The organism is Acinetobacter sp. BY419 (assembly GCF_019038395.1).
Taxonomy (GTDB): Bacteria; Pseudomonadota; Gammaproteobacteria; order Pseudomonadales; family Moraxellaceae; genus Acinetobacter.
The window spans coordinates 1-26,415 of record NZ_JAGFXZ010000041.1; the positions used below are offsets into that span (position 1 = coordinate 1).

The 26,415-nt window shown below is 43.0% G+C and carries 27 protein-coding genes; 13 read left to right on the forward strand and 14 right to left on the reverse strand.

All coding sequences use genetic code 11. The features are described from left to right. The 3 genes from KUG37_RS13050 to pal all read left to right on the forward strand — a co-directional run. On the forward strand, nucleotides 1-354 hold a 354-nt coding region (locus KUG37_RS13050; protein WP_216937891.1), incomplete at its 5' end, for a cell envelope integrity protein TolA. Between the two features lie 205 nt (nucleotides 355-559). Next, complete coding sequence (gene tolB / locus KUG37_RS13055; protein WP_216937909.1) at nucleotides 560-1,843, forward strand: Tol-Pal system beta propeller repeat protein TolB; 1,284 nt, start codon at nucleotides 560-562, stop codon at nucleotides 1,841-1,843. A gap of 54 nt (nucleotides 1,844-1,897) precedes the next feature. Continuing rightward, nucleotides 1,898-2,470: a peptidoglycan-associated lipoprotein Pal gene (gene pal, locus KUG37_RS13060; protein WP_216937893.1), complete on the forward strand. Its 573-nt coding sequence runs from the start codon at nucleotides 1,898-1,900 to the stop codon at nucleotides 2,468-2,470. A 74-nt stretch (nucleotides 2,471-2,544) separates the two neighbouring features. On the opposite strand, the gene KUG37_RS13065 is transcribed toward pal, so the two are convergent. After that, nucleotides 2,545-2,730 carry an NF038105 family protein gene (locus KUG37_RS13065; protein WP_216937895.1) on the reverse strand — a complete coding sequence of 62 codons (186 nt, stop codon included), beginning with the start codon at nucleotides 2,728-2,730 and terminating at the stop codon, nucleotides 2,545-2,547. Between the two features lie 181 nt (nucleotides 2,731-2,911). Between KUG37_RS13065 and KUG37_RS13070 the strand changes: the two genes are divergently transcribed. The 5 genes from KUG37_RS13070 (at nucleotide 2,912) to KUG37_RS13090 (ending at nucleotide 6,213) form a co-directional block, all read left to right on the forward strand. Beyond that, nucleotides 2,912-3,886, forward strand: coding sequence for a class 1 fructose-bisphosphatase (locus KUG37_RS13070; RefSeq protein WP_216940535.1), 975 nt, complete (start codon nucleotides 2,912-2,914; stop codon nucleotides 3,884-3,886). Nucleotides 3,887-3,939: 53 nt separating this feature from the next. Continuing rightward, nucleotides 3,940-4,716 carry an RNA methyltransferase gene (locus KUG37_RS13075; protein WP_216937899.1) on the forward strand — a complete coding sequence of 259 codons (777 nt, stop codon included), beginning with the start codon at nucleotides 3,940-3,942 and terminating at the stop codon, nucleotides 4,714-4,716. Nucleotides 4,717-4,884: 168 nt separating this feature from the next. Then, nucleotides 4,885-5,499, forward strand: coding sequence for an RNA polymerase sigma factor (locus KUG37_RS13080; RefSeq protein ID WP_216937900.1), 615 nt, complete (start codon nucleotides 4,885-4,887; stop codon nucleotides 5,497-5,499). After that, on the forward strand, nucleotides 5,496-5,813 hold the full coding sequence (locus KUG37_RS13085) for a hypothetical protein (protein WP_216937901.1): 318 nt from the start codon (nucleotides 5,496-5,498) through the stop codon (nucleotides 5,811-5,813). The genes KUG37_RS13080 and KUG37_RS13085 overlap by 4 nt, the downstream gene beginning before the upstream one ends. Continuing rightward, complete coding sequence (locus KUG37_RS13090; protein ID WP_216937902.1) at nucleotides 5,803-6,213, forward strand: DUF3106 domain-containing protein; 411 nt, start codon at nucleotides 5,803-5,805, stop codon at nucleotides 6,211-6,213. Before KUG37_RS13085 ends, KUG37_RS13090 begins: the two co-directional genes overlap by 11 nt. Nucleotides 6,214-6,270: 57 nt before the next feature. Here the strand turns inward: KUG37_RS13090 and KUG37_RS13095 are convergent, their stop codons facing one another. The 4 genes from KUG37_RS13095 to cxpE all read right to left on the reverse strand — a co-directional run bounded on the left by KUG37_RS13095 (nucleotide 6,271) and on the right by cxpE (nucleotide 12,551). Next, on the reverse strand, nucleotides 6,271-8,682 hold the full coding sequence (locus tag KUG37_RS13095) for a CSLREA domain-containing protein (RefSeq protein ID WP_216937903.1): 2,412 nt from the start codon (nucleotides 8,680-8,682) through the stop codon (nucleotides 6,271-6,273). A 9-nt stretch (nucleotides 8,683-8,691) separates the two neighbouring features. Then, nucleotides 8,692-10,491, reverse strand: a complete 1,800-nt coding sequence (gene rbtA / locus KUG37_RS13100) for a rhombotarget A (RefSeq protein WP_216937904.1) — start codon at nucleotides 10,489-10,491, stop codon at nucleotides 8,692-8,694. Between the two features lie 120 nt (nucleotides 10,492-10,611). Then, nucleotides 10,612-11,316, reverse strand: coding sequence for a DnaA regulatory inactivator Hda (gene hda, locus KUG37_RS13105; protein ID WP_216937905.1), 705 nt, complete (start codon nucleotides 11,314-11,316; stop codon nucleotides 10,612-10,614). Nucleotides 11,317-11,330: 14 nt separating this feature from the next. After that, nucleotides 11,331-12,551, reverse strand: a complete 1,221-nt coding sequence (cxpE, locus tag KUG37_RS13110) for a chloramphenicol efflux transporter CxpE (RefSeq protein ID WP_216937907.1) — start codon at nucleotides 12,549-12,551, stop codon at nucleotides 11,331-11,333. A gap of 135 nt (nucleotides 12,552-12,686) precedes the next feature. On the opposite strand from cxpE, the gene purM reads away from it, so the two are divergent. Together purM and purN are read left to right on the forward strand one after the other, a co-directional pair. After that, nucleotides 12,687-13,757, forward strand: coding sequence for a phosphoribosylformylglycinamidine cyclo-ligase (gene purM / locus KUG37_RS13115; RefSeq protein ID WP_216940538.1), 1,071 nt, complete (start codon nucleotides 12,687-12,689; stop codon nucleotides 13,755-13,757). Between the two features lie 6 nt (nucleotides 13,758-13,763). Further along, nucleotides 13,764-14,393 carry a phosphoribosylglycinamide formyltransferase gene (purN, locus tag KUG37_RS13120; protein WP_216938413.1) on the forward strand — a complete coding sequence of 210 codons (630 nt, stop codon included), beginning with the start codon at nucleotides 13,764-13,766 and terminating at the stop codon, nucleotides 14,391-14,393. 42 nt (nucleotides 14,394-14,435) lie between these two features. On the opposite strand, the gene KUG37_RS13125 is transcribed toward purN, so the two are convergent. The 3 genes from KUG37_RS13125 to sppA are packed head-to-tail and all read right to left on the reverse strand — an operon-like array spanning nucleotide 14,436 to nucleotide 16,686. Continuing rightward, on the reverse strand, nucleotides 14,436-14,870 hold the full coding sequence (locus KUG37_RS13125; protein WP_216938412.1) for a hypothetical protein: 435 nt from the start codon (nucleotides 14,868-14,870) through the stop codon (nucleotides 14,436-14,438). 2 nt (nucleotides 14,871-14,872) lie between these two features. Beyond that, on the reverse strand, nucleotides 14,873-15,667 hold the full coding sequence (locus tag KUG37_RS13130) for an alpha/beta fold hydrolase (protein ID WP_216938411.1): 795 nt from the start codon (nucleotides 15,665-15,667) through the stop codon (nucleotides 14,873-14,875). Continuing rightward, nucleotides 15,664-16,686, reverse strand: a complete 1,023-nt coding sequence (sppA, locus tag KUG37_RS13135; RefSeq protein WP_216940540.1) for a signal peptide peptidase SppA — start codon at nucleotides 16,684-16,686, stop codon at nucleotides 15,664-15,666. The genes KUG37_RS13130 and sppA overlap by 4 nt, the downstream gene beginning before the upstream one ends. 125 nt (nucleotides 16,687-16,811) lie before the next feature. On the opposite strand from sppA, the gene KUG37_RS13140 reads away from it, so the two are divergent. Then, a complete protein-coding gene (locus KUG37_RS13140; protein ID WP_216938368.1) occupies nucleotides 16,812-17,786 on the forward strand; it encodes a lysophospholipid acyltransferase family protein in 975 nt (324 codons plus the stop codon). Here KUG37_RS13140 and KUG37_RS13145 read toward each other — a convergent pair. From KUG37_RS13145 to KUG37_RS13155, 3 genes are all read right to left on the reverse strand, one after another. Further along, nucleotides 17,775-20,240, reverse strand: coding sequence for a DNA internalization-related competence protein ComEC/Rec2 (locus KUG37_RS13145; protein ID WP_216940543.1), 2,466 nt, complete (start codon nucleotides 20,238-20,240; stop codon nucleotides 17,775-17,777). The two genes, KUG37_RS13140 and KUG37_RS13145, sit on opposite strands and share 12 nt — an antisense overlap. Before the next feature lie 86 nt (nucleotides 20,241-20,326). Continuing rightward, nucleotides 20,327-21,010 carry a lipoprotein-releasing ABC transporter ATP-binding protein LolD gene (gene lolD / locus KUG37_RS13150; protein WP_216938514.1) on the reverse strand — a complete coding sequence of 228 codons (684 nt, stop codon included), beginning with the start codon at nucleotides 21,008-21,010 and terminating at the stop codon, nucleotides 20,327-20,329. Continuing rightward, entirely contained in the window at nucleotides 21,003-22,238 is a 1,236-nt protein-coding gene (locus tag KUG37_RS13155) for a lipoprotein-releasing ABC transporter permease subunit (RefSeq protein WP_216940545.1), read from the reverse strand. Before KUG37_RS13155 ends, lolD begins: the two co-directional genes overlap by 8 nt. A 26-nt stretch (nucleotides 22,239-22,264) precedes the next feature. Here KUG37_RS13155 and KUG37_RS13160 point away from each other — a divergent pair, with 26 nt between their 5' ends. After that, entirely contained in the window at nucleotides 22,265-22,828 is a 564-nt protein-coding gene (locus tag KUG37_RS13160; protein ID WP_216938363.1) for a PilZ domain-containing protein, read from the forward strand. A gap of 19 nt (nucleotides 22,829-22,847) precedes the next feature. Here KUG37_RS13160 and KUG37_RS13165 read toward each other — a convergent pair whose 3' ends face one another. Together KUG37_RS13165 and KUG37_RS13170 are read right to left on the reverse strand one after the other, a co-directional pair. Continuing rightward, entirely contained in the window at nucleotides 22,848-23,762 is a 915-nt protein-coding gene (locus KUG37_RS13165) for a DMT family transporter (protein WP_216938361.1), read from the reverse strand. A 21-nt stretch (nucleotides 23,763-23,783) separates the two neighbouring features. Further along, the gene (locus KUG37_RS13170; RefSeq protein ID WP_216938359.1) at nucleotides 23,784-24,269 is read right to left on the reverse strand and encodes a YaiI/YqxD family protein; all 486 of its coding nucleotides are present in this window, start codon (nucleotides 24,267-24,269) and stop codon (nucleotides 23,784-23,786) included. Between the two features lie 250 nt (nucleotides 24,270-24,519). Here KUG37_RS13170 and KUG37_RS13175 point away from each other — a divergent pair, with 250 nt between their 5' ends. After that, nucleotides 24,520-25,452: a hypothetical protein gene (locus KUG37_RS13175; RefSeq protein WP_216940547.1), complete on the forward strand. Its 933-nt coding sequence runs from the start codon at nucleotides 24,520-24,522 to the stop codon at nucleotides 25,450-25,452. A gap of 579 nt (nucleotides 25,453-26,031) precedes the next feature. Here KUG37_RS13175 and KUG37_RS13180 read toward each other — a convergent pair. Beyond that, on the reverse strand, nucleotides 26,032-26,415 hold a 384-nt coding region (locus KUG37_RS13180; protein ID WP_216940548.1), incomplete at its 5' end, for an aminotransferase class V-fold PLP-dependent enzyme.

The following is a 26,415-nucleotide window of genomic DNA, read 5'->3' on the forward strand; positions in this document are numbered from 1 at the left end:
AAAGCCAAGGCAGATGCAGAAGCCAAAGCCTCAGCAGCAAAACAGGCTGCTGAAGAAGCTGCACAGAAAAAAGCAGAATCAAAACGCATTGCATCTACAGCAAAACGTGACTTTGAAAATAAAATCAAACGGGCTTGGGATACACCAGTGGGATCATCAAGCCAGCGCGCCACTGCACGTGTGACCTTAAATGATAATGGCGGTGTGGTCTCGGTCATTGTGAATTCAAGCGATGCAGATATGAAAGCCAGCGTAGAAGCTGCAGTTCGTGCTGCCGCGCCTTATCCGATGCCATCCGATCCAGATGCACGCCGAGAAGCGCGAAGTTTTACTTCAACCTTTACTGCGCAATAAAAATGCAGCCATCACCCAAATAATATTGTGATGGCTCCATTGTTTTAAGCTAAACTTCACTTTAAATTGATTGAATAATATTCACTTTTCACAGTGTCATAACAGTTTGGTCATAAATTCATGGTTTTATTCCATTAAATCCATGCGATGATGTAGCCCAAGCTACCTATACAATAAATCCGTTGATTTGAGTAAATAACGAATGATGGAAAAGACTCGCAAACATCTACTCTGCCTCGCAATCATTAGCGCTTTATGCCCTGTATTGGCAACCCAGTCCTATGCCCAATTGCATCTGGAAATTACCAAAGCCCCTGATGCAGCACCTAAAATTGCCGTTGTACCTTTCAGTCAGGATCAGAGCATTTATCCAATTATTGAAAGTGACTTGAATCGTTCAGGCCGATTTACCAGCGCTTCAAAAAACCTGCCTGCGACCGCCGCATTGAATAATCCCAATGCAGAAGCATGGGCAGCGGCTGGAGTTCCCTATGTGGTTACTGGTTCATCCAAAACCACAGCCGATGGCTCTTTTGAAGTCCAGTATCAGCTTTATGATGTCGAAAAAAAACAATATCTATTAAATGAATTATTGACTGTTCCAGCCTCGCGTACCCGTCAGGCTGCACATATGATCAGTGATGCGATCTATCAGGCGCTGACCGGTATCCCTGGTGACTTTAGCGGTCGTATTGCCTATGTGTTACGTAATCCAGCTACCCCAGAACAACGTTATACCTTGCAGATTGCCGATACTGATGGCGAACAGCCAAAAACTATTTTAACCTCACGTGATCCGATCCTTTCTCCGGCCTGGACACCGGATGCCAAGAAAATTGCTTATGTGTCCTTTGAAACCAAACGTCCGGCGATTTATGTACAGGATCTGGCCACAGGTCAACGCGAAAAACTGGCCAGCTTCCGTGGCTTGAATGGTGCGCCGAGCTTCTCTCCAGATGGCAAAAGCATGCTGTTTACTGCCTCCATGCATGGCAATCCGGAAATCTACCAGATGAATCTGGAAACCCGTCAGCTACAACGTATGACCAATGACAGTGCCATTGATACTGAAGCACGTTATGCACCAGATGGGAAATCTTTTATTTTCACTTCTGACCGTGGGGGTTCCCCACAGATTTACCGTCATGATCTTGAATCAAGCAGCAATAAACGCCTGACCTTCCGCGGTGCATTCAACGCGCGCGGCACGCTCAGTGCAGATGGTAAAAAACTTGCATTAGTTCACCGTCCAAGCGGCAGTAACTATCGAGTTGCCGTTCAGGATATGACTTCGGGTGTGAACAACATTCTGACACCAACGACTCTGGACGAATCACCAAGTTTCTCGCCGAATGGCCAGATGGTGGTATATGCCACACGTGAAGGTGCACGCGGACTCTTGTCGATCATGTCGCTGGATGGCCGCTTCCGGATGAATTTGCCAAGTGAAACTGGTGAAGTTCGTGAACCGGCCTGGGCACCTAAATAATATTTTAAATACTCACCAACCGTTTGGTCATAATCAAAATTCATGGAGATGAAGATGAACAAAGTAAAATTATTTGCCTTGCCACTTTTAGCAGCTGCTGTTGTCATGACAGGTTGTGCGAGCCGTAAACCTGCCGCTGAAGTGCAAACAGGTGGCTTGGACACAACCAGCTCAACCACAGTGAACACTCAAGGTCTGAGTGAAGATGCAGCATTGAATGCACAAAACATGGCAGGTGCTTCTGCAAAAGGTGTTACTGCAGAAAATAAAGCATTCCTGGCTAAACGTGTTGTGCATTTTGACTATGACAGCAGTGAACTCAGCAATGAAGATCTTCGTACGCTACAAGCGCATGCGCAGTTCTTGATGGCCAATGCCAATTCACGTGTAGCACTTACTGGCCATACCGATGAACGTGGTACCCGTGAATACAATATGGCTCTTGGTGAGCGTCGTGCCAAAGCTGTAGAAAGCTTCCTGGTGACTACAGGTGTTAATGCTGGTCAATTAGAAGCAGTAAGCTATGGCAAAGAAATGCCAATCAATGCGGGCCATGACGAAAATGCCTGGAAAGAAAACCGCCGTGTAGAAATTAATTATGAAGCGGTACCGCCATTATTGAAATAATCTTCAATAATACTGCAGTAAATAAAAAGCACTCATGATTGAGTGCTTTTTATTGGATTCTATAAAAAATCTATTTATTTTTCGACGTTTTCTGCTTCGGCCGGTTGCATCGATTCAATCAGGTCATGTTTATTAAATTGTTTGTACTCTGGTTTTGCTTCATAATCCCGCCAGGCTTCTTTCATCTTGTCTTCAGAGATATCATCTAAAGTAATGCCTTCGCTTGGCGTTGGAGTCGCATCAAACTTCAATGTTGTCATATCTGTGCTCCTGTTTTCAGTTTTCCCTTGCTTTCAACATAGCATTTTCCACAGGAGTTGCAAGGGCAAAATCGATACAAATAATCCAGTTTAATTTTTCTTTTAGTACGTTCTCATCTAAAATATAGCCGCATATCGTTTTGATCATTTTTTCCCGATTTAAGTCTTGGAGTTTCCCCCTATGTCATACCGCACTTTATCCCAGTTTTTACAGCAACAAAGCTGGAACCTCACGCCTGAACTTGCACAAGTTATTGAAACAATTGCAAATACTTGTAAAGACATCGATCAGTTGCTGCAAAAAGGGGCTTTAGCGGGTGTATTGGGAAGTGCGCAGCATGAAAACGTTCAAGGCGAAGAACAAAAGAAACTGGATGTCATTTCCAATGATTATCTGATTGATGCTTTACAACAACATCCGAATGTCGGTGGTTTGGCCTCAGAAGAACTGGATGAATTCACCCCTGCACAAGAAAATGGTCAATTTCTGGTATTGTTCGATCCACTAGACGGCTCAAGCAATATCGACATCAATATGTGTGTCGGCACCATTTTCTCGATTCTTCCTGCGAAAAATGCCGTGACTCAGGCAGAAGACTTTATGCAAGCTGGTGTTCACCAGGTAGCTGCAGGTTACGTACTGTATGGCCCATCTACCATGATGGCATTGACTGTCGGTGCAGGCGTGGTGTTCTTTACCTTTGATCCTGAAACAAAAGAATTCCTGCTCACCTCTGAAGCGATCCAAGTCGCTGCTGATACCAAAGAATATGCAATCAATGCCTCGAATCAGCGTCACTGGGAAGCGCCAGTACAGCGTTATATCGATGAATTGCTAGCAGGCAAAACCGGTCCTCGTGAAAAAGACTTTAATATGCGTTGGGTTGCCTGTATGGTGGGCGATATTCACCGTATTCTTTGCCGTAGCGGTATCTTCATGTATCCATACGATCTCAAAGATCCGGCTAAAGCTGGCCGCCTGCGTTTAATGTATGAAGCCAACCCAATGAGCATGCTGATGGAACAGGCTGGCGGTGCATCGACCACAGGTCGTGTCCGTATTCTCGAGATCGAACCGACTGATTTACATCAACGTGTGCCAGTGATCATTGGCTCTAAAAACGAAGTTGATCTTGTGACCAGCTACCACAACTAATTTTTTTATAGCGGCGGCCGATATTGAATCGGCTGCCGTGGATTATATCTCCCATGCCAACTTTTTTTCTTGATTCAAAAGACAACCCAAAGATTAAACACTTACGTGGTTTAATTGAACAAAACACCTATCGCAAAAAACAGGGCCAAACTGTTCTGGAAGGCACACATCTGTCTCTCGCCTGGCTACATGAAAACCGTAAAATTGATTCGATTTTCACTACTGAACATGCACTATCACATCCTGATTTTGAGAAAATTCTTACCAAATATAAGGGTATGGTCTTTGTACTGAGTGAATCTTTATACAAAGATTTAAGTACGATTGGCCCCTCTATCGCATGTTTAGCGGTGGTGACCTTGCCAACAGCAAATTATGCCTTGGATTTTAAAGCTGATACTTTGATTTTAGAAAATGTACAAGATCCAGGTAATGTCGGTACGCTACTTCGCTCTGCTGCTGCAGCGGGTATTGAGCAAATTGTCTGTACCAAAGGTTCTGCATCGCTCTGGTCACCACGGGTATTACGTGCCGGTATGGGTGCGCACTTCACGCTGCAAACTTTTGAAAATATTGCGCTTGAACAGATTCTTGAACAATTTCAAATCCCGGTTTATGTCACCAGTTCACACCGTGCTGAAAGCCTGTATTCAAAAGACTTACGCAAACCTTGCGTGTGGATTCTGGGTAATGAAGGCCAAGGTGTATCTGATTATGCAATGCAACATGCTGAAGCGGTCAGCATTCCGCAACCGGGTGGCCAGGAATCACTTAATGTCGCAGTTGCAGGCTCGATCTGTTTCTTTGAAATGGTACGTCAACGTATCTAATTAGGGATTTAGGTTACAGTGTTTTAATTCGACCCTGTCCGTCTGTAAAATAGATTAAACTACAAAAATAATAAACTTAATTGTCAACCAAACCATGATTCCCAACGTTATTATGATTATGAACTTGGGAATAATGGTGGGTGTCCAATGACAGGATTTTCCATCTCTATGGATTTAGCACCAAAACAGTTGCAATCACACGATGTAAGTATTCTGAAGAGTACGGCTGAAGCACGTCTGAAGAATTTTATGCAGGATGTGACTGGACGAGCGTTGGTGATGATGGAAAGTGCGACCCAAGGTCATCATGGCATTGCCATGGATCTGGTTCAGGAAGCTTTCATTTCCTTGCATAAATCCTATGCAGAAAAGACGACTGAAGAATGGTATCCTCTGTTTTATACTATTCTCAACAACAAGTTACAAGACTGGCGCCGTAAAGAGTCTCGGCGTGGTCAGATGTTTTCATTTTTCAAAAAAGTCAGTCTCGATGACAACGATGTTGAATTCGATGATGTTGTTGATGAATCAACACCGACGCCTCTGGACTTTCTCGATCAGGCAGTAACTGCTGAAGAAATTAAGGAAGCAATTGCAAAACTGCCTGTACGTCAGCAGCAGGCATTTATGCTAAGAGCTTGGGAAGGATTTGACACGCATACTACCGCACAAATTATGAACTGCACAGAAGGCAGTGTAAAAACCCATTACCACCGTGCTATTCAGGGCTTACGTGCCTCTTTAGCACATTTAAATCCATATCTGGGAGGGTCATCCGAATGAATCAAGATGATTTCTTAAAACAAGTAACTTCCAAACTTGATGGACTGGCACAACAACATAAAGACAAACCTGTTGTCATGCACCATGTTCTTGAAGAAATTCAGGATTCAAAACATTCACGCTTTGCCTTTCTAAAAATGTCTGGTTTTGCTTTGGCAGCTGCGATTGCAGGCGTTGTGGTATTACCGAATCTTTCGGACCATAATAAGCCACAGACTCAAATGGTATCAGTCCCAAAACTGTCTCCACAAATGCTTGAAGATCTAGAAATGTTAATGGTCTTAGGTGAGGACAAAGTTCCACATGGCAGCTAAAAAATTGGCGATTGCTTTTTGCGCATTCAGTTTTCTGCAAACCAGTTTCGCAGGATTTGAACGTTTCTGGCTGTTTTCCAAAGATGCGAATACCCAGGTTGCCGATACTTGGGACAATCTTTCTGATTCTGAACAACTGGCACTCATTAAACGCTACCAGTCTCTCAAGGAAATTCCCGAACAGCAACGTGTCAGCTTACAACAGCGTATGGACTGGTTTACCCAGCTCCCTGAGGCAGAAAAACAAAGAATGCGTGAGACCTGGCAAATGATGAGCAGTCAGGAACGTAAAGAACTGGGTGTACGTATGCAAAAAGCAACACCTGAGGAACGCTTCGCTATTCGGGAAGAATACATTCTCAAATATCAGCAAGTCACTCAGCAGCCTAGCTCCCATTAAGCGCTTAATAGCAGAAAGCCTCCACATGGAGGCTTTTTTTGATGCTTCAACCCTATTTTATTTTCTTAATCGGCGATAACCCGCAAGTCCTAATAACCCCAGCAGTCCCCAAATACCAGTTGAACCTCCACCACTTGAGGATGTATTTGTATTTTTCACCGTATTACGTAACAAGATCATTGCTGTTTCTGACATTTTTTTATCTGCATCAAAAATTGTATATTCCATGCTGTAATCTGCCTGGCTTAGATTATTCCTCACACTAAATGTCAGCATTCCCCCGTAACACGTCTCATTTTGATGGAGATCCGGACATTCTCCTTGCCGTTCGGCCTTCACGGAGACTCCCGCAGGAAGCTTAACAATGCGAATCGGAATCTCTTTTCCATCTTTATCCTGATAAAAAGCGGACTTTCCTGATGGTAATGGTCCATCCCCGTCATCACTATCATTTTCAAGCGGATTGACAGTCACTGTAAGATTATTCTCTGGGCTAATCCGATATTCATCATCTTTTGCAATAGGGGCAATATTGTTAAAAACCGCTGTTAAAATGCCTGCACTGCTGGCACCTGTAGCCCGGTCTTTAAGCGTGTAACTACAAAACTCCTTATCAACCAGGCTGGTCTGTTTCCCATCAGTGCGATACATCATGATCCGGTTTAAATCAGGTTTCCACTCACACTTAAGATTTGGATCATTTGGAGTTCCTTCCACACGGGTCGAACTACCGGTACCGGTTAATCCGCCTACACCCAGAGATTTCACACTAATATCATAAGTTTTTGAATTAAATATTTGAGTTTGAACCTGATTGCCAATCAGGTTTTCTTGAGGCATAGCTAAAGTAAAAGGATTGATATAGATTGCCCGGTATTTCTGATATTGCTTGGTATATTTAAGCAGATCTTCGTATTCTTTTAACTCTTCCTTTAGGCCAGGCAGCTCGTCTGCCGGTGTATTTTTATCGGCATTAATTCTTTTAATATCATCAATATTTTCCTGATAGAACGTATTCAACTCGATCAGGTTGCTATTTTTCAGATCCGTAATATCTGCCGCAGTAAGACGTCGGATTTCAACTGAGCCGATCTCACAGGTATTTTTTGCATCTGGATTCAAGGTCAATGTGGAGCCAATCACACGATCAATACCACGCTGGTCTTGTTCCATACAGCCACTTACACCCACATCCACCAGATCAGTTGTCGTCTGATTATTTCGCGGATAATACATACCCAGAAAACGGTTATCAATAGCTGGTTCAAGATATGCTGTTAACAAGCTATTTATATCACTAGTAGATACATCAAGATTATTTGAAGTGGCATTTTCTTCTAATGGCGGCAGTACACAACGCGAAGGGCCAGTGCTTTGAATTGCATTTTGTGTTGTGTAGAATTTGACTTGTTGTTCTTTGGTCGGATTCCCCTGATTCAAGCCATATTCGCAAGATAAGCCCTGATTGAATGCCAGGACATTAAACCCAAAAACTTTAGAGCCTACATTGTCATAAAATAGCGTAGATTTGGCTATATTTTCGACAATGGTATTGCTCGCGGCTGTTAAACTGGAAAAGGCACTGAGCGGACGATTTTTTTGATTCGCCATTCGCAGGATAGATCCGGTTGCACCTGTCGTGTTTTTAGCAATAGTAGAATTATTTATTTCGACCGAGGCGTAGCCACAAAAATCAAGAATACTGGCCGTATGAGTTGAACCATTATTGACGATACTGCTGGCATTAATTGCCACATTGGTTTGGGTCATGCCTAAATTTCCCAGGCATTCCATGGCCAATACACTACCATATGAATTGGCTTTATTTTGATGCAGCAAGGACTCCTGAATGGTAATGTTTTTTTCTGTATTCATTGCCACACTATAAATTGCCCCACCTTCTGTCGCAGCCTGGGAATTTACAATTTCACTATTCATAATAGTTAAAGGGCCCGCCACATAAAAAGCACCGCCATTTCCCAGGTCTTGCCCAGCTTTTACAGCATAAGCATCTTTCAAGATCAGATGATATATCTCCAAGCTAGACTGACTGGCCATACTATTAAATAATCGGGTTTTTTTCTGACCTGAAATTGTAGTTTTTAAAGCTTCTCGAGTTGGGTATAAATTCGTAATCGGACTACGACGGGTATAGCTAAATGGTGTTTTCCCATGAATTTTGAGGGCAGACTCTACGATAAGCTCTCGATCCAGTTTGTACTCGCCTGCTTCAAGCTGAATTACATCTGGGGCCGAACCATCCAGTCGAAGCGTACGTCCTACATTACAGCCACCATAAGATTTATCCATTTTTGCAGTTTTAATTGCTTCTCGTAAAGAACAGGCATTATTATTCTCGCCATCTTCATCGGCAAGAGTAGTGACATATATTGTTTTATCTTCGGCTGCCATCAAACTCATGGCAGATAAAATCATGGCCGCAAGCAGTCCTTTTTTATAATTTTTCATGATTTTTCCTTAATTTCTTAATCCGCGACGCAAGCCTATCAAGCCGAGTAAAATCAGTAATCCACCACCACCCAATGAGCCACCTGAAGTTTTGACCGATTTGTCTTGCATTTCATTTTTTGGCGCCTGAACAATTTGAGTAGTAACGGTCAGATATGGTTTACTTTTATTAAATCGTGTAGATGAAGTCACCACTTGTAGTTCGAAAATATCTGCCCCATGCCAGGCAGAATCTGGGGTATAAACAACATTCCCATAAATATCGATGATTGTTTTACCCTTGGACCCTGTTTTAGTTTGTACCACTTTCAAACAGCCATCTTGCCAAGGCTCACCCGCCGGATTTTGACCCATAATGGCATTGCACTGTTGTTTTGGAATTAAATCACTATCTCCCAGATAAGATTCAATTGAAAACTTGGCAATTTCACCCTTTAACAGGTCTTGTCCAACCAGACTGCCCGAGGTTGGAATCGTGATTTCAATAGCTCCACGATCACAAAATAAATTATCCATCAAACGGTTGATCCCGCGTTGATCAGCAGCCTCACATGCTACTGTTGGATCTGCCAGATTCAATGCTGTGCCTCTATTTACAATCGGCGATTCGTTCACAAGGATATAGTTCAACAAAATTCTGGGACGCATATAACCAAGAAATTGACCTTCAGGTACCCTGTATGGACAAAGTATGGCATTGTTATTTTCATTTAAGGTTTGACACATACCTTCACTTTTATCTGAAGATTCAGCAAATAATTGTGTATTATTCCAGAATTGATTCGGTGCGATTGTATCTCCCACACCACAGGAAGGTGTCAACAGATTGTTTTGCAGCAAAGACTTATCACCATTTATAATTTGGCAATCCTGTGTACCATTTCTTAAAATAATACTATTTGCCACATAAGCCCTGCCATTCGGAGCATGGATACGTAAAGCAGTATCTTCATTGTCAACCATGGTGAGATTATTCAATCCCATCCCGTCCATGACATTAATGAGTACACCCTTATTTTTTAGTATCGTACTGCTCAACACCTCTCCACTAATACTTTGATCTTTACTGGAATCGGCAAACTGTCCCGCACTATAAATATTGGCCGCTGAATTATCCAGTGTCTGGTTATTTTTAAGTACACTTTGAGAAATAAGGAATGCAGGTAGTTCGCTATACAGGATCGCGCCTCGTTGCGCTTTATTATTTTCGATCAGGCTGTTTTTAATTTCTGCACGGCTTGTTAAGTTCTGACCAAACTTTCCAGCATTATAAATTGCGCCACCCAAGTTGGCAGCAGCATTAAAAAGACGACTATATTCTAAAACCAACTGTCCTTTATTATAAATTAAGCCACCTTGTTCAGCACAACTGGTTTTACCACAGCCTTCAAGATCCAATTCTTTCAAATTTACCTGAACCAGTGTATCTGTACTGTTGATCCGGAAAAGGTTATCGGTACCTTTCATTTGAATATGGGCATTATGCAAGCCTAATGCTTTTTCTTCCGTACTGAATTCCCCATCAATTTCTGCGACCGCACGGATGATAAGAGATTTTTTAATGGCAATATGCTTGTTTAGCACATAGGTATTTTTTTCTTTTAAAATAATGGTACTGGATGAGTTTTCCCCGCCACACCCCATAAAACCAGCTTTGGCTAAGCCACGGTTAACATATTCAATCGCTTCTCGAAGTGAACATTCCTTGTCATCTTTTTCAATATCTTCTGTAGTCGTTACAACAATATCTGCACTATACGCCTGCCCCGCCATACATAGCAAAGCAATGCCTATGCTCTTCTTGAGCATAACCTTCTCCTTAATTTTTATCTCTTTCTTTTTCTTCTAAAGTTGCAGAATCCTTGCAACAGCGAATTATTTTGCCTTACTGTGGCATAGACTGAGTAATTACTCAAGATTTTTTATAGTTTACCGATATTCGTCAATCAAGGCATAAATCTGTCGCAGATTGGCATTGCTGACCTTTAATTTTTCCCCTTTAAGTAATTGAATAATCTGTTCTAATCTCTGCAAAAGAACCGAAGTTTGATGCGGTCCGTGATTCAGCAAGTAATCAAAAATTTGAGGATCCAGATGGATTCCACGACGATCGAGTACTGATGAAACCAGAGCATGACGATCAGCATACAGACTGCCACTCGGAACACGGGTACTGACGGCCTGAGTGAGTCGGGATTGCAAGTCTGGTAATTCAAGTTTAAGTTCAATGGGCGCAAAACGTGAAGAAAACACCAACTGGCCACCCCCTTCATTATTATAATTAATCAGGTGAAAGACGGCGCGTTGCCAATGTGGTACACCACTAATCGCCTCAATATCATCGAGTGCTACCAGATCAAATCGATCCAGAGAGGTAATTGCCTCGGTCGGCGCATCTAGAAGCTCAAGTAAAGACACCTGAATCGCAGATTTACCTACGTCCAGATAAGAGTCACAGATGGCAGACAATAAATGACTCTTACCGGTACCCGCTCCACCATAGACATAAAAACGGCTGATCAGCCCTGCATGTAATTGACGGACAGCATCAATGACATGCCCCCAACTCGGCCCTGAAAAATCACTGATTCGGGCATCAAGCTGAGGTTCTATATCTAACTGCAATTGACGCATATGATGTTTTGGCCTTATGAGTCTTTACTATGAGGATCATGAATTTTACTTGAGTTCTCATCTGCTTGCAGCGGTTTTTGCGCTGGCTTTTTCATTTCAATATCAACTTCTAGCTCTGCTGTTTCAATATTGATTGAGCGGGTAGATGCATCTTGCATGACAACAGCCCGATCACCATAAAATTGAGTATGTTCATAATAGTCACGGATATGTCGTAGTAAGACCACAATCACGGCTGCCACCGGCAAAGCAATCAGCATGCCCAATAAACCGGCCAGTTGCGCACCCGCCAGAACTGCAAACACCACAGCGACAGGAGAAAGACCGATTTTATCACCCAGCAAGAACGGTTGCAGAATATAACCTTCGACCGCCTGCCCCACCATAAAGACAATCCCGACCAGTAGCAGTTGCCACCAGTCCATTCCGAACTGGAAGAAGGTTGCAATGACTGCAGCAATAATCCCGACAGCAAAACCCAGATAAGGAATAATGCTACACAATCCGGCAATCATCCCGATGATCAAACCAATTTCCAGGCCAATGAGTTGAAGTCCTACGGCATAAACTACACCGAGCAAAATCATGACCAGGAACTGACCTTTGACGAAGGCACCCAGGACACTATGGCATTCACCCACAATCTCTAAGGTCGTTTTCTCATAAGGGCGGGGAATTAAACGGCGTAAGCTGTTCAGCATCCGATCCCAATCTAGCAAGAAATAGAAGGCAATAATCGGAATCAGAACAATCGTGCCGCCAATCTGGATAAAGTTCAGGCCAGATTGTGCCAGTTTTAGAATCATCGCCTGAATACTATCTGCACTATAATTGGTCTGGACATAATCCATCACCACGGAGGAAATCTGATCGGTATCAATTTCCATCGGTACCAGATTTAAAGTATCAGAAAGCCACGGTAAGAAAATATAATTGATCCAGTGGATCCCGGCCGGAATACTATCACGCGCATACATGAGCTGCTGCCAAACCAGCGGCACCAGATACCACATGACCAATGTGACCACGACCCCAATTCCGATAAATACAAAGCTGATTGAGAGCCATCGAGCCAAGCCAATGCGGTGTAAAGCATCGACCAAGGGGCTAAACAAATAAGCGATTAGAAAAGCCGCCACAAAGGGAACCACCACTGGTTTAAGCAGATATAAAACCCAAAGTATCAATGCTATACCAGCAAGTATAAGAATGCGCCGTAAAGTACGATCGACCATAGAATCTTGCCTTTTCTCTATTAATCTTTATAAAAATTAAAATATTTTAATAAAGATAGCATTTTAGGCCACAAATGCCATAAGAGTTTTACATATTCAGGTTATAATCGCCCCCGCGAATGCGGAGACTTCATTATGAGCAACTCAACTTCTACCCCAAACACTGGTTTAAGCTACAAGGATGCAGGTGTCGACATTGAGGCGGGCGACGCGTTAGTCGATCGTATCAAATCTGTCGCTAAGCGTACCTCACGTCCCGAAGTTATGGGCGGTCTAGGTGGCTTTGGTGCACTTTGTAAAATTCCTAAAGGTTATGAAGAACCTGTTCTCGTATCTGGCACAGATGGTGTTGGTACAAAATTACGTCTGGCACTAAATTTGAACCGTCATGACACGATTGGTCAAGACCTGGTTGCAATGTGTGTGAATGACCTTCTTGTTTGTGGTGCTGAACCACTGTTCTTCCTTGATTACTATGCAACTGGCCACTTAAATGTTGATGTTGCTGCAAATGTAGTCACTGGTATTGGCGCTGGGTGTGAACTTGCAGGCTGCGCATTGGTCGGTGGTGAAACTGCTGAAATGCCGGGCATGTATGAAGACGAAGATTACGATCTTGCAGGTTTCTGTGTCGGTGTTGTTGAGCAAAGCAAAATTATTGATGGCTCTAAAGTTAAAGCGGGTGACGTTTTAATTGGGTTAGCCTCTTCAGGTGCGCACTCAAACGGCTACTCACTGCTTCGTAAAATCTTAGACGTAAAAAACGTTGATTTAACTCAAATCGTTGATGCTCGTCCACTTGCAGATGTTGCAATGGAACCAACCCGTATTTATGTCAAACCAATTCTTGAACTATTAAAACATGTCGATGTACACGCTATGGCGCACATCACAGGTGGTGGTTTGCCAGGTAACTTACCTCGCGTACTTCCTAATGGTGCTCAAGCGCTTGTGAATGAATCTTCTTGGGAATGGCCTGAGCTATTCAAACTTCTACAACGTGAAGGCGGTGTAGAACAGTTTGAAATGTACCGCACCTTTAACTGTGGTGTCGGCATGGTACTTGTGGTTGATGCAGCTGATGCAGACAAAACTGTTGAATTACTCAACAATCTTGGCGAAAAAGCATGGGCAATGGGTCAGATTCAAGACAATGCTGAATCGGTTGCAGGCGCAGACGAAAAAATTCGTGTGATCTTCGCGTAATTTCGCATGATTAAAATTGCTGTACTTGTTTCAGGTAGTGGATCAAATCTGCAAGCCTTGATTGATGCCAATCTTTCAGGGCAAATTGTGGGCGTGATTTCCAACAAACCTGAAGCCTTTGCTTTAACGCGTGCACAGCACGCAGGCATACAGACTGCAGTTATTGAACACAAGCAATATCCAAACCGTGAAGCTTTTGATGATGTGATGCATCAGCAACTGCTGGATTGGGAGGTTGATCTGGTGGTACTCGCCGGCTTTATGCGAATTTTAAGTGAAAAGTTTGTGCAAGCCTGGGAAGGGAAAATGTTGAATATTCACCCTTCCCTATTGCCTTATTATAAAGGCATGCATACCCATCAGCGTGTACTCAATAGCGGTGATGTTCTGCACGGTTGTACGGTCCACTATGTCACGGCTGAACTGGATGCAGGACAAGCACTTGCTCAAGGCGTTCTCAAGGTTTCATACCACGATACGGTAGAAAGTTTGGCAACGCGTGTGCATAGCCTCGAGCATATGATCTATCCACAAGTCGTAGAATGGGTTTGTAGCGGTATCATTCAACATACTGAAGATGGTGTGCTGTATCGAAACCAGAAAATGCAAGAGCCTGTTCAATTCTGCAAGTTGTAAAAAAGTTTAGATATAAAAAAACGCATCCTCGGATGCGTTTTTTTAATTTTTAGGAAATACTATAATTTCAAAATCTTTTAGAACTTTTTGATTATCCTCAGACTCTTTTACTAAATGTTGTCTTATTTTGAATAAAACAGATCTAACCGTAATACTGTCTTCTTCCTGATAATTAAATAATTTACTTAGGTCTTGAGCTATATCATCTGGCAACCATAAAAAGCACTCAAAGGTCAGTCTGTTTAATTCTTCTCTTTCCGGAGGTCTTTCTATCCATAAGGCTAGTAACTTAGCTACTTGCTCAGCTTTACGACGAATTTCTATATTGTATTTGTACTCTTCCAGTTTCGTTGAATAATCATGTTTAATTGACTCAGTTAACCGGGTTAAAAACCAATTTTTGCACAACCATAAAACAAAAATAACTAGAAAAGCACTAAGACTAGATACACCTAAGAGAGCTATAAATTTTTCCATTCTTACCTTTGAATTAATTGTTTAATTAGTTCAACAGTTTCTTCCGGTCTCTCTAACGGAAACATATGTCCTCCCTCGGTAACAGTAAAAGGAATACCAAATTTCTTTTGTACTTGCTGCGGGAACTTCCGGGCCAGAAATGGACCGTTCTCAGCCACGACCAAATGCACCGGGACTTTTGGTTTGGCCTGAGGCAACCACCATAGCGAGGGATTGGTTCTAAAGACTGCCACTTCATCCATTTTAGGAATAGTGAGCTCTACCCCGCCGCGGATTGGGTCATCTTGCAAGGCATAATCAATATAAGCCTGAAAGCAATCTGCATCAAAATCCTGATAAAAACCTTTAGGGCGCAGTAATTCAGCTGCCTGTTCACGTGAATCCCAATGGTCGCGACGACGTTTGGACAGGCCTGCCGGAGACATTTTGTCCAATGCTTTCAAGCGAAAAGTTTTCGCGATATGCAAGGCAAATGCTTCTTTGCCCATAATCATTGGCGGGTCAAGCATGATCATTTGCGAAAACAGTTCCGGGCGCTGTAAAGCTGCTTGAAGGGTTAACACTGCCCCCAGAGAATGTCCCAGACCAATGACTGGTCGCCCATATGACTGACGCACAATACTGTCAATCACTTGCTGGGTCAGACTCTTCCAATGATTATTCACTGGATAACGCTTATCAGGTCCCAATAGCGGCACATAGATAATATCGTAATCATCTTGCAGCCCATCAAACAGTTTTTGATAGACTTTCGATGGCACGCCATTGGCGTGCGCGAAATGAATCAATGGTTTCATTGCAGTGTCGTACTGTTTTCTGACTGAAGTTTCTGTGCAACCGAAGAAGCAATTCCATCGCCAATGGATGATCCCATACGGCCCAATACTGAGTCGAATGGACTGTATTCAATGGTGTAATTCAAGACTTTATCAGTTTTAAGTTCACGCTTCAGGGTATTTAAACTTCCGATCCGGTCTGCAACGCCGAGCTTCACTGCCTGATCGCCCGTCCAGAATAAACCGGAGAAAATGGCAGGATCATTTGACTTCAATTTATTGCCACGCCCTTCTTTCACGGCATTAATAAAGTGACGATGTACATCATCCAGAATCCCCTGTACATGTGCTTTTTGCGCAGGATCAATCGGCTGAGTCATCGACAGCAAGGCTTTATTGTCGCCTGAAGTCATGGTGCGGTCTTCAACACCGAGTTTTTTCATCAAATTGCTCACACCATAATTCGGCATGATCACACCGATAGAACCTACCAAACTGGAAGGATTGACAATAATTTCATCTGCAGCCGAGGCAATATAATAGGCACCTGAGGCACCGGTATCACCAATCACAGCATAAAGTTTTTTCCCCGGATGCTGTTTTTTAAGATACTGAATTTCCTGCCAGATTTCATCGGACTGTACCGGTGAACCGCCAGGTGAGTTGATATTCAGTACCACTGCTTTACTTTGTTTATTTTCGAAGGCTTTTTTCAGTGATTTAATGGTATTGCTACTATTCACACTCTGCTTGTCGGCTGCAATAGTACCCACAATATCCACGACTGCAATATGAGAGCCTGCACCCGCACTGGCATCTGAGGAAACAGAACTACAGCTCTTGCCTAAAGCCAGAATGACGACGAGCAGATAAGCAAAAGTCAGAAATTTAAAGAAAATTCCCCAACGGCGTGCACGGCGCTGCTCTTCAACCGAAGCTAAAACTGCTTTTTCCAGCAGTTTCCATTCCGGACCAGTCGGTTGAACTGGCTGTTGCGTATTTTGTATTTGATTTTCAGGTTTTGGTGGCCAATCGGACATAAATAATCCAATAAATTGATTTATATTGAACCCATTATATACACTGAATCGGGTAATTCTGTCTAAACAAAACATTTTCGCCTATAATAAATTTTGTTCTCTATTTTTGTACTTAGACTAAATCAATGACGAAACAGGGCTCACGGAATTCAGCTTACGGTTTACTCAAATACATTAGCCGCCAACCGCTTCCGGTTTCTCGATGGATGGCCCGTATTCTGGCCTTTATTGTGAACAGTTTTAAAGTCACTAAAACCTCGGAAGTCATTCGTCTGAATCTTGAAATCAGTCTCGCTGAACTTTCCAATCAGAAACGTGAACAGATTAACCGTGCTGCGGTTCGCAATGAATTAATGTCATATTTCGAGTTCTTCACGATTTGGGGCTCAAGCAATCAAAAAAATATTAAACGCGTTCATCGCGTCATTGGCGAAGATCTACTTCATGATGCACTGGCACAAAATAAAGGCCTAGTGTTAATTGTGCCGCATTTTGGTACCTGGGAAATTATGAATGCCTATGTCGCCCAGTTTACCTCAATGACCATTATGTACAAACCGGTGAAAAATCAGGCTGCAGATCAATTTGTACGGGCTGCTCGTAGCCGCGAACAGGCACATTTGGTACCGACCGATGAATCTGGTGTCCGTCAGATTTTTAAGGCCTTAAAACAAGGCGGTACGACTGTGATCTTGCCAGATCATACGCCGAATGTCGGTGGTGAATATATTCCGTATTTTGGCGTACCTTTGGCCACCAGTAATCTGAGTGCCAAGCTGATTCAAAAGACCAAAGCCCGTGCCCTGTTTTTATATGCCCTGCGTAATACCGAAGATGGTTTTGATATTTTTATCGAAGCGGTTGATGAAAAAATTTATAGTGGCAATGCTAATCAGGGCACACAAGTCATTATTAATAGCATTGAAAATTTAATCCGTCGCCATCCTGAACATTATCACTGGAGCTATAAACGCTTTAATGCGCATCAAGACCTGGGAAATCTCTATAAACTTGAACATGAACAAGCCTTGGGCAAAGTAAATGCGTTAAGAACACAAGAACTACATGACGTTTCACCCATACTGGAATCAGTGACTTAAAGGCTGACGATACAGCCACTGCCATTGATGTCGTTCGGCAGAGAGTACCAATTGTGAGCCTTGTTGCTGAAAGTGCACACTGCCCTGTTCTGCTGTGGTCAACAAGGGAATATTGAGTTCTTTCAGTCGCTGCTGCGTCAGTTGGCTTGGATGACCATAACGGTTAAATTTCCCTACTGAGGCAATCGCCAGTTTAGGCTGCAAGACTTCTAAAAACTGATAGGCTGAACTGTGCTGACTGCCATGATGTCCAAGCACCAGTACATCGACTTGAAGTTCCGGATAATCTTTGAGTAGCTGATATTCAGTCTCCCAGCCCGCATCGCCCATCAGTAAAAAATTTTGATAAGGCCCGGCATTTTTAATTTGTACATATACCACACAAGACCGGTCATTTTTATTGAAGTCTGGCATGTTTAACAGCTGCTGTTGAGGTGCCAGAATTTTAAAGTTAATCTCCTCAGACCATTGCCACTGCTGTCCTTGATAACAAAATTGAAAGCGTGAAGAAGCAGCTGTTTCAGGAATTTGGTTAGATGACACTTGTTTGATGTTTAATTTATCTTTAATGCTGTGATAAGCACCACTATGATCCTGATCCAGATGGGTTAAGATCAATTGATCAAGTCTGGCTACACCCTGGACAGACAAAAATGGCATAATCACTTGCCGGCCAATACTGAATTTTTCTTCATCATAATAGCCGCCCATGTCAATCATCATGGTGTTCTGCCCATCACGAATGAAGATGGCCTGTCCCTGACCCACATCTAGAATAGACAGCTGAAATGCATGCTGATTGAGCTGAGGAATACACAGCGGCACACAGGCAAGCACTGTCCAGCTTTTGGGCACTAAGCCACGGGGTAAAAACACAATCAGCAATCCCAGAATACATAGACCAACCATCCAGACATTCATCGCGACTGGAATCAGTTGTGGCGCAAACAGCCGATCCAGCAGATTCAGAAATACCAGCAGCATGTAAATAAAAATATCATTCAGCTGAAATAGCAGACTCGATAGGGGCTCAGAGACGAAAAACAGTAAAGCTGCAACAATATCCACCGGAACAATCAGCAGACCAATCCAAGGGATAGCCACCAAGTTACTCAGCGGCGTAATCCATGCCACCTGCTTAAAGAACAGCATCATTAAGGGAAACAGGGCCAGAAAGATTTTCCATTGCGACTCTATCAAGACGGTCATTGCAAAATATAGCCGTTGTAATAGTGTTTGTTCTGTCTGACGCGGTTGCTGCTGAATGGTCTGATAGATTCGCAGCAAAACAAAACAGGCCCCGTAAGACAGCCAGAATGCGGCCGATAAAATACTAAAAGGATCAAAGAGTAACAATAATGCGGCACTCAGAATCAACAGTTTTAATGGCTGCATGCTTTGCCTGAGCAACAGTGTAAAAGTCACAATCACACAGATCAGCAAAGTGCGTAGCGCCGGAATTTCAAAGCCGACAAAGGCACAATACAGCAATACACACAGCAAGAAAGGCAGGCTCAAAAAATACTGCCTTGGCCATTTCAGATAAATCTGCGGCGTGTACCTTGAAATCAGATATTGCAAACTGCCACAGATAATAAAGGCAAAGATCAGGACATGTGGTCCAGAAATTGCCAATAAATGACTCATGCCAAACCGTTGAAACTGCTGTTCGGTTGCTTGATTCAACAGACTTTCATCACCGCTTAACAGGGCCAGTAGCAATCCCTTATGCTGCACCGGCTGTCTGGCCAGAAATTCTCTTAATGCCAGTCGCTGCCGCTCTACCCAAAGTAAAAATCGCTGACCCAAATTTTGCTGCTGACGTAGATATTTGCCATGACCTAACGCATAGAGTTGTTGCGGTTGCAGCTCTTGGATGTGCTTGATCCTAAACCCAGCCATGACATTTTGCTGTAATGCCCATTTTTCTGCATCAAAGGCACCTGGTGTGGCATAACTGTGATGCGGACGGATCTGGCCTTGCAACCGATAATAATGTCCTAACTTAAGGGTTCGCTGCTGGGTCTCAGCAGAAATTAAACTGGATGAAGTGGCAGGATCTGAGATTGGCAGAAATCCCATCCATTTAACTGTATTGCCATCAGGATGGAGTACCTGCAGGGCTTGCTGGATATTCTGATCACCAAGCTTATTCAGATCTTTGATATACACCACAATTTCTTTTTCGGAAACTTCGTGCTCTCGCTTGGTAAAACGTTCAGCCAGTTGCAGATTGGCATAAGCATGACCTAGAAACAGTCCCAAAAGCAGACTGAATCCAGTAATCAACAAGCTTCGCAGCGGTGTATTCAACATGAATTTTAATTTATGACAACACAGATACCACAGCAATGCCACGATAAAAACTGCCGTGCCGCTCAGATGAACAGACAGAAAATTTTTCCCCATACAGGCAAGGCCTATAATCCAGCCAATACACAACCACTGCAACATTGGATCTTATTCTTTATTGTTATTATTTCGGCCAATAATAAAGCCCACCGGAGTGAGCTTCAATCAAATGCGAATATTCTCTTGATTTAGGCTGTGACCCAAAGACCATCCTGCATATGTAAAATCCGGTCTGCAGCATGTGCCAGTTGTTCATCATGTGTCACAATCAGCATTGCCATATTGAATTCACGTTGCAATTCGGTCAGCAGTTCAAAAATCTTTGCTGCAGTCTTACGGTCCAGATTTCCGGTGGGTTCATCAGCCATCATCAGTTTTGGTTTGCCCACTACTGCACGCGCCAAAGCCACACGCTGACGTTCACCTCCAGATAATTCACCTGGCTTGTGGGTCAGACGATGTGACAGACCGACGCGTTCCAGCAAATATTCAGCCTGCTGTTTGGCTTCCTTAAACTTCACGCTATCGCGTAACATCAGTGGCATGGCCACATTTTCCAGTGCCGTAAATTCTGGCAAGAGATGATGAAATTGGTAAACAAAGCCCAAATGCTCATTCCGCACATAACCGCGTTCTGCTTCAGACAAGGTATCAAAACGGCGACCATTCACTATCACTTGTCCTGCTGTGGGACGATCTAGTCCACCCAAAACATGTAATAAGGTACTTTTACCAGACCCACTTGAACCGACAATCGAGACAAACTCACCTGCTTTAACCTGTAACGACAAGCCACGAATCACCTCGACCGTGGCTTTACCATCGGTAAAGGATTTGTGAATATTCTGGGCATCTAAAATCAGATTACTCATAACGCAAAGCCTCTGCCGGTTGAATTTTGGCTGCACGTAAAGCGGGGTAAATCGTCGCGACAAAACTTAAGGCCAGTGACAAGCCCACAATCACCAAGACATCCTGCCAGCGCAGATAAGAAGGTAGGTAGTTAATAAAATAGGCATCAAACATATTCAGACCTAAAGTATTGTTTAACCAGCCAATAAAGCTGCTGATACTGGTTGCCGCAATAATCCCGAGGATTGCACCTGCGCAAGTACCAATTACCCCAATCACAGTACCTTGTACCATAAAGATTTTGGTAATGGTGGCAGGTGAAGCACCCAAAGTCCGTAAAATGGCAATGTCTGATTTCTTATCAGTCACCACCATCACCAGCGATGAAACGATATTAAATGCTGCCACTAATACAATCAGGAATAAAAGCAGGCTGACCATGGCTTTTTCCATCTGAATCGCGCTGAACAGATTACCATGCGTATAGGTCCAGTCCGAAGCGTAAAAATTCCCCGGCAGATCACGCACGATTGCCTGAGACACTTGTGGTGCCAGGAAAATATCATCCAGTTTCAGACGCACACCCTGTGCACCATCAGGCAGACGCAACAAAGTCGACGCATCATTTAACGCGATATAACCCATCATCGAGTCGACTTCAGCACCAATGCTGAAAATTCCCACTACTTTAAAACGTTTAAAACGCGGGACTACACCGGCGGGTGAAGGGGTGGCCTCTGGCAACACCAGAGTAATATTGTCATTTAAACCCACACCCATGGCATCGGTCATTTGCTTGCCCAAAACAATACCGAATTCACCTTTTTTCAGGCTGTCAATACTGCCCTCAACCATATGGTTTTGTATGATTGATACTTTTTTCTCATACTCGGGCTCAATCCCGCTGACCATAATGCCGGCGACCTGGCCCTGAGCGGTCAGCATCCCTTGTAACTGGGTAAAAGGTGCAACCCCCTGGACATGTTTATGCCCTTCAATTTTCTTTGCAAGTTCTGGCCAATTTGTTAAAATTTGTGTTGAGGAAACAGTCGCTTGAGGTATCATTCCTAAGACACGATTCTTTAATTCTCGGTCAAAACCATTCATCACAGACAAGACTGTAATGAGAACTGCCACACCGAGTGTGAGGCCGATCATTGAGACCAATGCGATAAAAGAAATGAAGTGGTTACTACGCCGTGCGCGAGTATATTTCAACCCTATATACAGCGAGATTGGTTTGAACATAACCATCTAGTCCGAGGTAATAAATTATGGAAAATGTACAGCATCCAAACGGATTTGCGGAAAGACGCGTCATGTCTCGAATCGATGCTGCCTTACGAATTAATTATCAGATTATTTCCGATGATGTTGCCTTGAATGATCCTTACGATCCTAATTTCGTCTTGCCCCGCTATTTTCTACTACTTGCAGAACTAGATCAATTTGATCATGCGGTTAACTACGAATTAGAACAATTATCTGAAAAAGATCAACAAATTGCTCGAATATTATCCTTATTTAATCAAAAATTAAACCTTATTACCGGATCTTTGTATGACGCAATTGTACAAAGCATGTTACCTGTACCAGAGCAGGTGAATTTTTCGGAAACCGGTTTCAGCTTTTTTAATGAGCGCCCTATCGCTGAAAGTACCTATCTGCATGTGACTTTAAGTCACCCGGAAAATTTCTTCCACATTGCTGCAACCGCCCAGGTGGCCTACAGCCGTGAAGAAGAAAATGGTAAATATCGGACCGGCGCTTATTTTATTACCATGCATCCGCAAGACCGTGTCAAACTGGGTGAGTGCGTCAAGGCTCACTTTGCCTAAATCACTGAATGAATCAGTTTTAGTCAGTATTGCTAGATGATGAAAAGCGAGATATATAGCTCGCTTTAATCTCTCTGGAAAAATATAACAACAAACCAGCCAGCAAGATAATGATGCCAATGACTGCTCCACCCGACAATTTTTCATCATTCAGAATTACCCCGACAAATAATGCCAGCGTCGGCGTCAATACGGTAGTCAACGACAAAGTGGTCGCCTTGATTTTCTGTACCAGTTTAAAATAACAGAACATCGCAACCAGGGAAGCCATGATCACAGCATAACTGAGTCCGATCAGTGATTTGGCCTGTGGGATCTGGGTCGGTGCAAATTGCCAGATAAATGGCAGCATGGCACAGGCCATGACGGCTGAAACTGCAATCGAGCCGGCAGCTTGCGCCATAGGTTCTAAAGGTGCATTGACTTTTTTTACCCAGAACATCGAGACACAGTAAATAAAAACACTGAGCAACATCAGGCCAATTCCGATCGGCTGAATATGCTGATCTTTCCCACCGACACAGATAATGCCAAGCCCCAGCAGTGCAATCGCCATACCACCCCACTGCGAAACATACAGCTTGAGCTGAAACACAAAATGGCCTATCAGTCCGGTCATGATCGGTGCCAGACCGAACATCAGGGCGATAATGCCTGAACTGAGATAATCCGTCGCCAGATAGGTAAAAATCTGTGAGCCAATAAAACTGCATGCGCCAGCCAGATAACTATGCATTGAAATTGAGTCAATTGGAAAACGGGTTTTAAACAGCCACAATAAGGCAAATGCAAAAGGTAAAGCCAGAAAAAAGCGTAATGCCAAGGCCCAGAGTGGATATAAGTCCGTGACACTCCAGACAATCGCCAGTGGCGTTGTCGCCCAGATAAAAACCAATACGACATAGGTGGCAATCATATTGGTTTGTGTCGGCATGCGAATCACTCTGAATAAAACTTAAAGCGCGGAAGTTTTGCGTATTTGTTTTTGAATGGTTTGATCGAGTGCGCTGGAAAATTCGCGTTTATCCCGTTCTGAAATTGGTGGTGGCCCGCCAGTTTGCACACCTGCGCCGCGCAGGCTGTCCATAAAGTCACGCAGATGCAGACGCGCTTTGACATTGGCTGTGGTATAAACCTCACCCCGGGGATGAATCGCAATCCCACCGTTTTCAATCACTTCCGCAGCCAAGGGAATATCTTGGGTCATGACAATATCATGCTCTTTCATGCGCAGAATAATTTCTTTATCTGCAGCATCTGCTCCACTCATAACCTGAAGTGAATTAATTCTGACCGAAGGGGTGATTCCGACTGGCTGATTGGCGACAAAGGTCACCTCCAGCTGATAACGATCCGAAGCACGAATAATCACATCTCGCAGAATACGGGGCAATGCATCGGCATCGACCCAAAGTTTGAATGGCAACACAGGGCCTCCCATTAAGGTACAAATCATGGTTATTCTAGCAAATTGGGATGATCAGGTTGATGATTAAATCACTCCATTTTCATGGGATCTGTCATCTGTATTTTGAATAAGTATATGATTGATAAAACTGCTTTAGTTCACGCGTGAAAAAATTTGACTTCACCAGGTTAGTATTTTAATTTTAAAATTCATTTAATTGACTTGAAAAATCGCAATGACCCTCGATTAACTACACATACATCATCCAAGATCAATTGTGCATATGAAAAATCAGAATAGCCCAGAGATCATCACCATTGATGATCAAAATTTCGGTAGTCATGTCGAACACTGGAACCTGCTCACCGACAATCCTGGCACAGATGTTCCAAAGTGGTTAGGCAAAGCACTTGATGCACCGGTCATGCCGATGGGCCTTTGTGCACAAGAGTGTGATATGGATACAGAGACCTGGCTGATTCAGGGACCGAGCAAAGCTGCGGTGCAGTTGAGTCAAGTGATTGCCGTTGAAAACAATAAACCTCAAGCGGTAAAAACTGCTTTCCCATGCTTTGACAGCCCTTATCAGGTCAAAGCCACGATTGACCGGATTATTAGCTGCAAATCCAATACCCAGGCGGTATTACGCTTGAATTTGGGTGCCAACAATATCGTTTATGCTTTCGATAGTCTGTATAGCGTTAATCATCCACATTATGAAAAAGATAAGCCCTATGTGGTAAATCTGAATGCCTGGGCCTATGAACTGGAAGCGGTTGCAGATCATGAGCATTTAGTGGTCGATGATCCGGCTTCGATCAAACATCACCGTGCCTTGAATTCTATTCTGACGGGCAATAATGGAATAGCCCCTGATAATTTGCAGGAACAGATTGATGCCTGGCAGCCGCAGTCAGAAGAAGATAAAGAACCTGTAACTGTAGATTTTTCTAAAATGGTGGCTTATCTTTATGGCGAAACCATGGGTCAGGAAGATGAAGCCTGGTTTCAGGGCAATATTGTTGGGAAAACTACCATGCAGTTTATGGATCAGGACTATACCCTGTATGATGTCACCCTGATTCATGATGAAGGCCAGCCTGCGACCCTGATCCGCATTGCAACACGCAATCCAGAGTATAAGAATTTTGAAATTGGCCAGTATATCCGTGGCAACTTATGGATTCAGGCCAATATTTATAGAAAAGCGGTCTAAGCTCAAACCCCAAAAAGAAGATACCCATTTTGATGTGTATCTTCTTTTAATCCATCTTAATTTTTATTGATTATTTTAATTTTTGATTATTTTTTATACAATCTTTACCGCTTAGCCATCTATTTAAATCGATTAAAAGCCAGGTTTTCCACTTTTTAAATTCAAACCAGTTTATTTTAAATACTTAAATTAAGCTCGAAAACCTTATAAAAATAAGCGGTTGATTTCTCGTGTAAATAATTTATTGTCGCTCAAATTTAATATTTAAATAAAATAAAAATTTATGACCTTCAATCAAGAATGTACTTTATTTAATCAATTTTTTATGATAAAAATACTCACAACAAATAGTATTAACGATAAATAGATCGGACAATAAATATCTATGAAAATCGTGCAAGAAGAAACATTACAACAGGTCGAGCACCATCTTAGCTCTCTTTATAATATTGATATGATGTCGTGCCTTTTTTTCATGCTGGGAATGCTGATCTGCGGCTTTATCCTGCATACTTTTATTTTCTAAAATTATCGCATGCATAAAAAACCCAGCATATGCTGGGTTTTTTATTTCAGGGATTAGCCATTGCGTTTGGCAAAGTCATCCATAAAATTCACCAATGCTTGTACGCCTTCAAGTGGAACAGCATTATAAATACTTGCACGCATACCACCCACTGAACGGTGACCCGCAAGATTCAATAAATGCTGTGCTTCCGCTTCTTTCAAGAACTGTTTTTCAAGATCTGCATTTGCCAAGGTAAATGGCACATTCATGATCGAACGGTTTGCTTTTGCAATCGGATTCGCATAAAAATCGCTTTGATCAATATAACCATACAGCAGATTGGCTTTTTCAAGGTTGACCTTATGCATGGCATCTACACCGCCATTTTCCAGCAACCACTCGAACACCAGACCAGATAAGTACCAGGCATAGGTTGATGGAGTGTTAACCATTGA

Coding starts and splice junctions, on each gene's coding strand:
- KUG37_RS13085 (WP_216937901.1), top strand. CDS start 5,496: ATGAATCAAGATGATTTCTTAAAACAAGTAACTTCCAAACTTGATGGA.
- rbtA (WP_216937904.1), bottom strand. CDS start 10,491: ATGCTCAAGAAGAGCATAGGCATTGCTTTGCTATGTATGGCGGGGCAG.
- KUG37_RS13170 (WP_216938359.1), bottom strand. CDS start 24,269: ATGGGAGGCCCTGTGTTGCCATTCAAACTTTGGGTCGATGCCGATGCA.
- KUG37_RS13145 (WP_216940543.1), bottom strand. CDS start 20,240: ATGTTGCAGTGGTTGTGTATTGGCTGGATTATAGGCCTTGCCTGTATG.
- KUG37_RS13140 (WP_216938368.1), top strand. CDS start 16,812: ATGACGAAACAGGGCTCACGGAATTCAGCTTACGGTTTACTCAAATAC.
- KUG37_RS13080 (WP_216937900.1), top strand. CDS start 4,885: ATGGATTTAGCACCAAAACAGTTGCAATCACACGATGTAAGTATTCTG.
- pal (WP_216937893.1), top strand. CDS start 1,898: ATGAACAAAGTAAAATTATTTGCCTTGCCACTTTTAGCAGCTGCTGTT.
- lolD (WP_216938514.1), bottom strand. CDS start 21,010: ATGAGTAATCTGATTTTAGATGCCCAGAATATTCACAAATCCTTTACC.
- KUG37_RS13155 (WP_216940545.1), bottom strand. CDS start 22,238: ATGTTCAAACCAATCTCGCTGTATATAGGGTTGAAATATACTCGCGCA.
- KUG37_RS13130 (WP_216938411.1), bottom strand. CDS start 15,667: ATGAAACCATTGATTCATTTCGCGCACGCCAATGGCGTGCCATCGAAA.
- KUG37_RS13075 (WP_216937899.1), top strand. CDS start 3,940: ATGCCAACTTTTTTTCTTGATTCAAAAGACAACCCAAAGATTAAACAC.
- tolB (WP_216937909.1), top strand. CDS start 560: ATGGAAAAGACTCGCAAACATCTACTCTGCCTCGCAATCATTAGCGCT.
- KUG37_RS13175 (WP_216940547.1), top strand. CDS start 24,520: ATGAAAAATCAGAATAGCCCAGAGATCATCACCATTGATGATCAAAAT.
- KUG37_RS13165 (WP_216938361.1), bottom strand. CDS start 23,762: ATGCCGACACAAACCAATATGATTGCCACCTATGTCGTATTGGTTTTT.
- KUG37_RS13095 (WP_216937903.1), bottom strand. CDS start 8,682: ATGAAAAATTATAAAAAAGGACTGCTTGCGGCCATGATTTTATCTGCC.
- KUG37_RS13065 (WP_216937895.1), bottom strand. CDS start 2,730: ATGACAACATTGAAGTTTGATGCGACTCCAACGCCAAGCGAAGGCATT.
- KUG37_RS13090 (WP_216937902.1), top strand. CDS start 5,803: ATGGCAGCTAAAAAATTGGCGATTGCTTTTTGCGCATTCAGTTTTCTG.
- cxpE (WP_216937907.1), bottom strand. CDS start 12,551: ATGGTCGATCGTACTTTACGGCGCATTCTTATACTTGCTGGTATAGCA.
- purN (WP_216938413.1), top strand. CDS start 13,764: ATGATTAAAATTGCTGTACTTGTTTCAGGTAGTGGATCAAATCTGCAA.
- KUG37_RS13160 (WP_216938363.1), top strand. CDS start 22,265: ATGGAAAATGTACAGCATCCAAACGGATTTGCGGAAAGACGCGTCATG.
- KUG37_RS13070 (WP_216940535.1), top strand. CDS start 2,912: ATGTCATACCGCACTTTATCCCAGTTTTTACAGCAACAAAGCTGGAAC.
- purM (WP_216940538.1), top strand. CDS start 12,687: ATGAGCAACTCAACTTCTACCCCAAACACTGGTTTAAGCTACAAGGAT.
- sppA (WP_216940540.1), bottom strand. CDS start 16,686: ATGTCCGATTGGCCACCAAAACCTGAAAATCAAATACAAAATACGCAA.
- KUG37_RS13125 (WP_216938412.1), bottom strand. CDS start 14,870: ATGGAAAAATTTATAGCTCTCTTAGGTGTATCTAGTCTTAGTGCTTTT.
- hda (WP_216937905.1), bottom strand. CDS start 11,316: ATGCGTCAATTGCAGTTAGATATAGAACCTCAGCTTGATGCCCGAATC.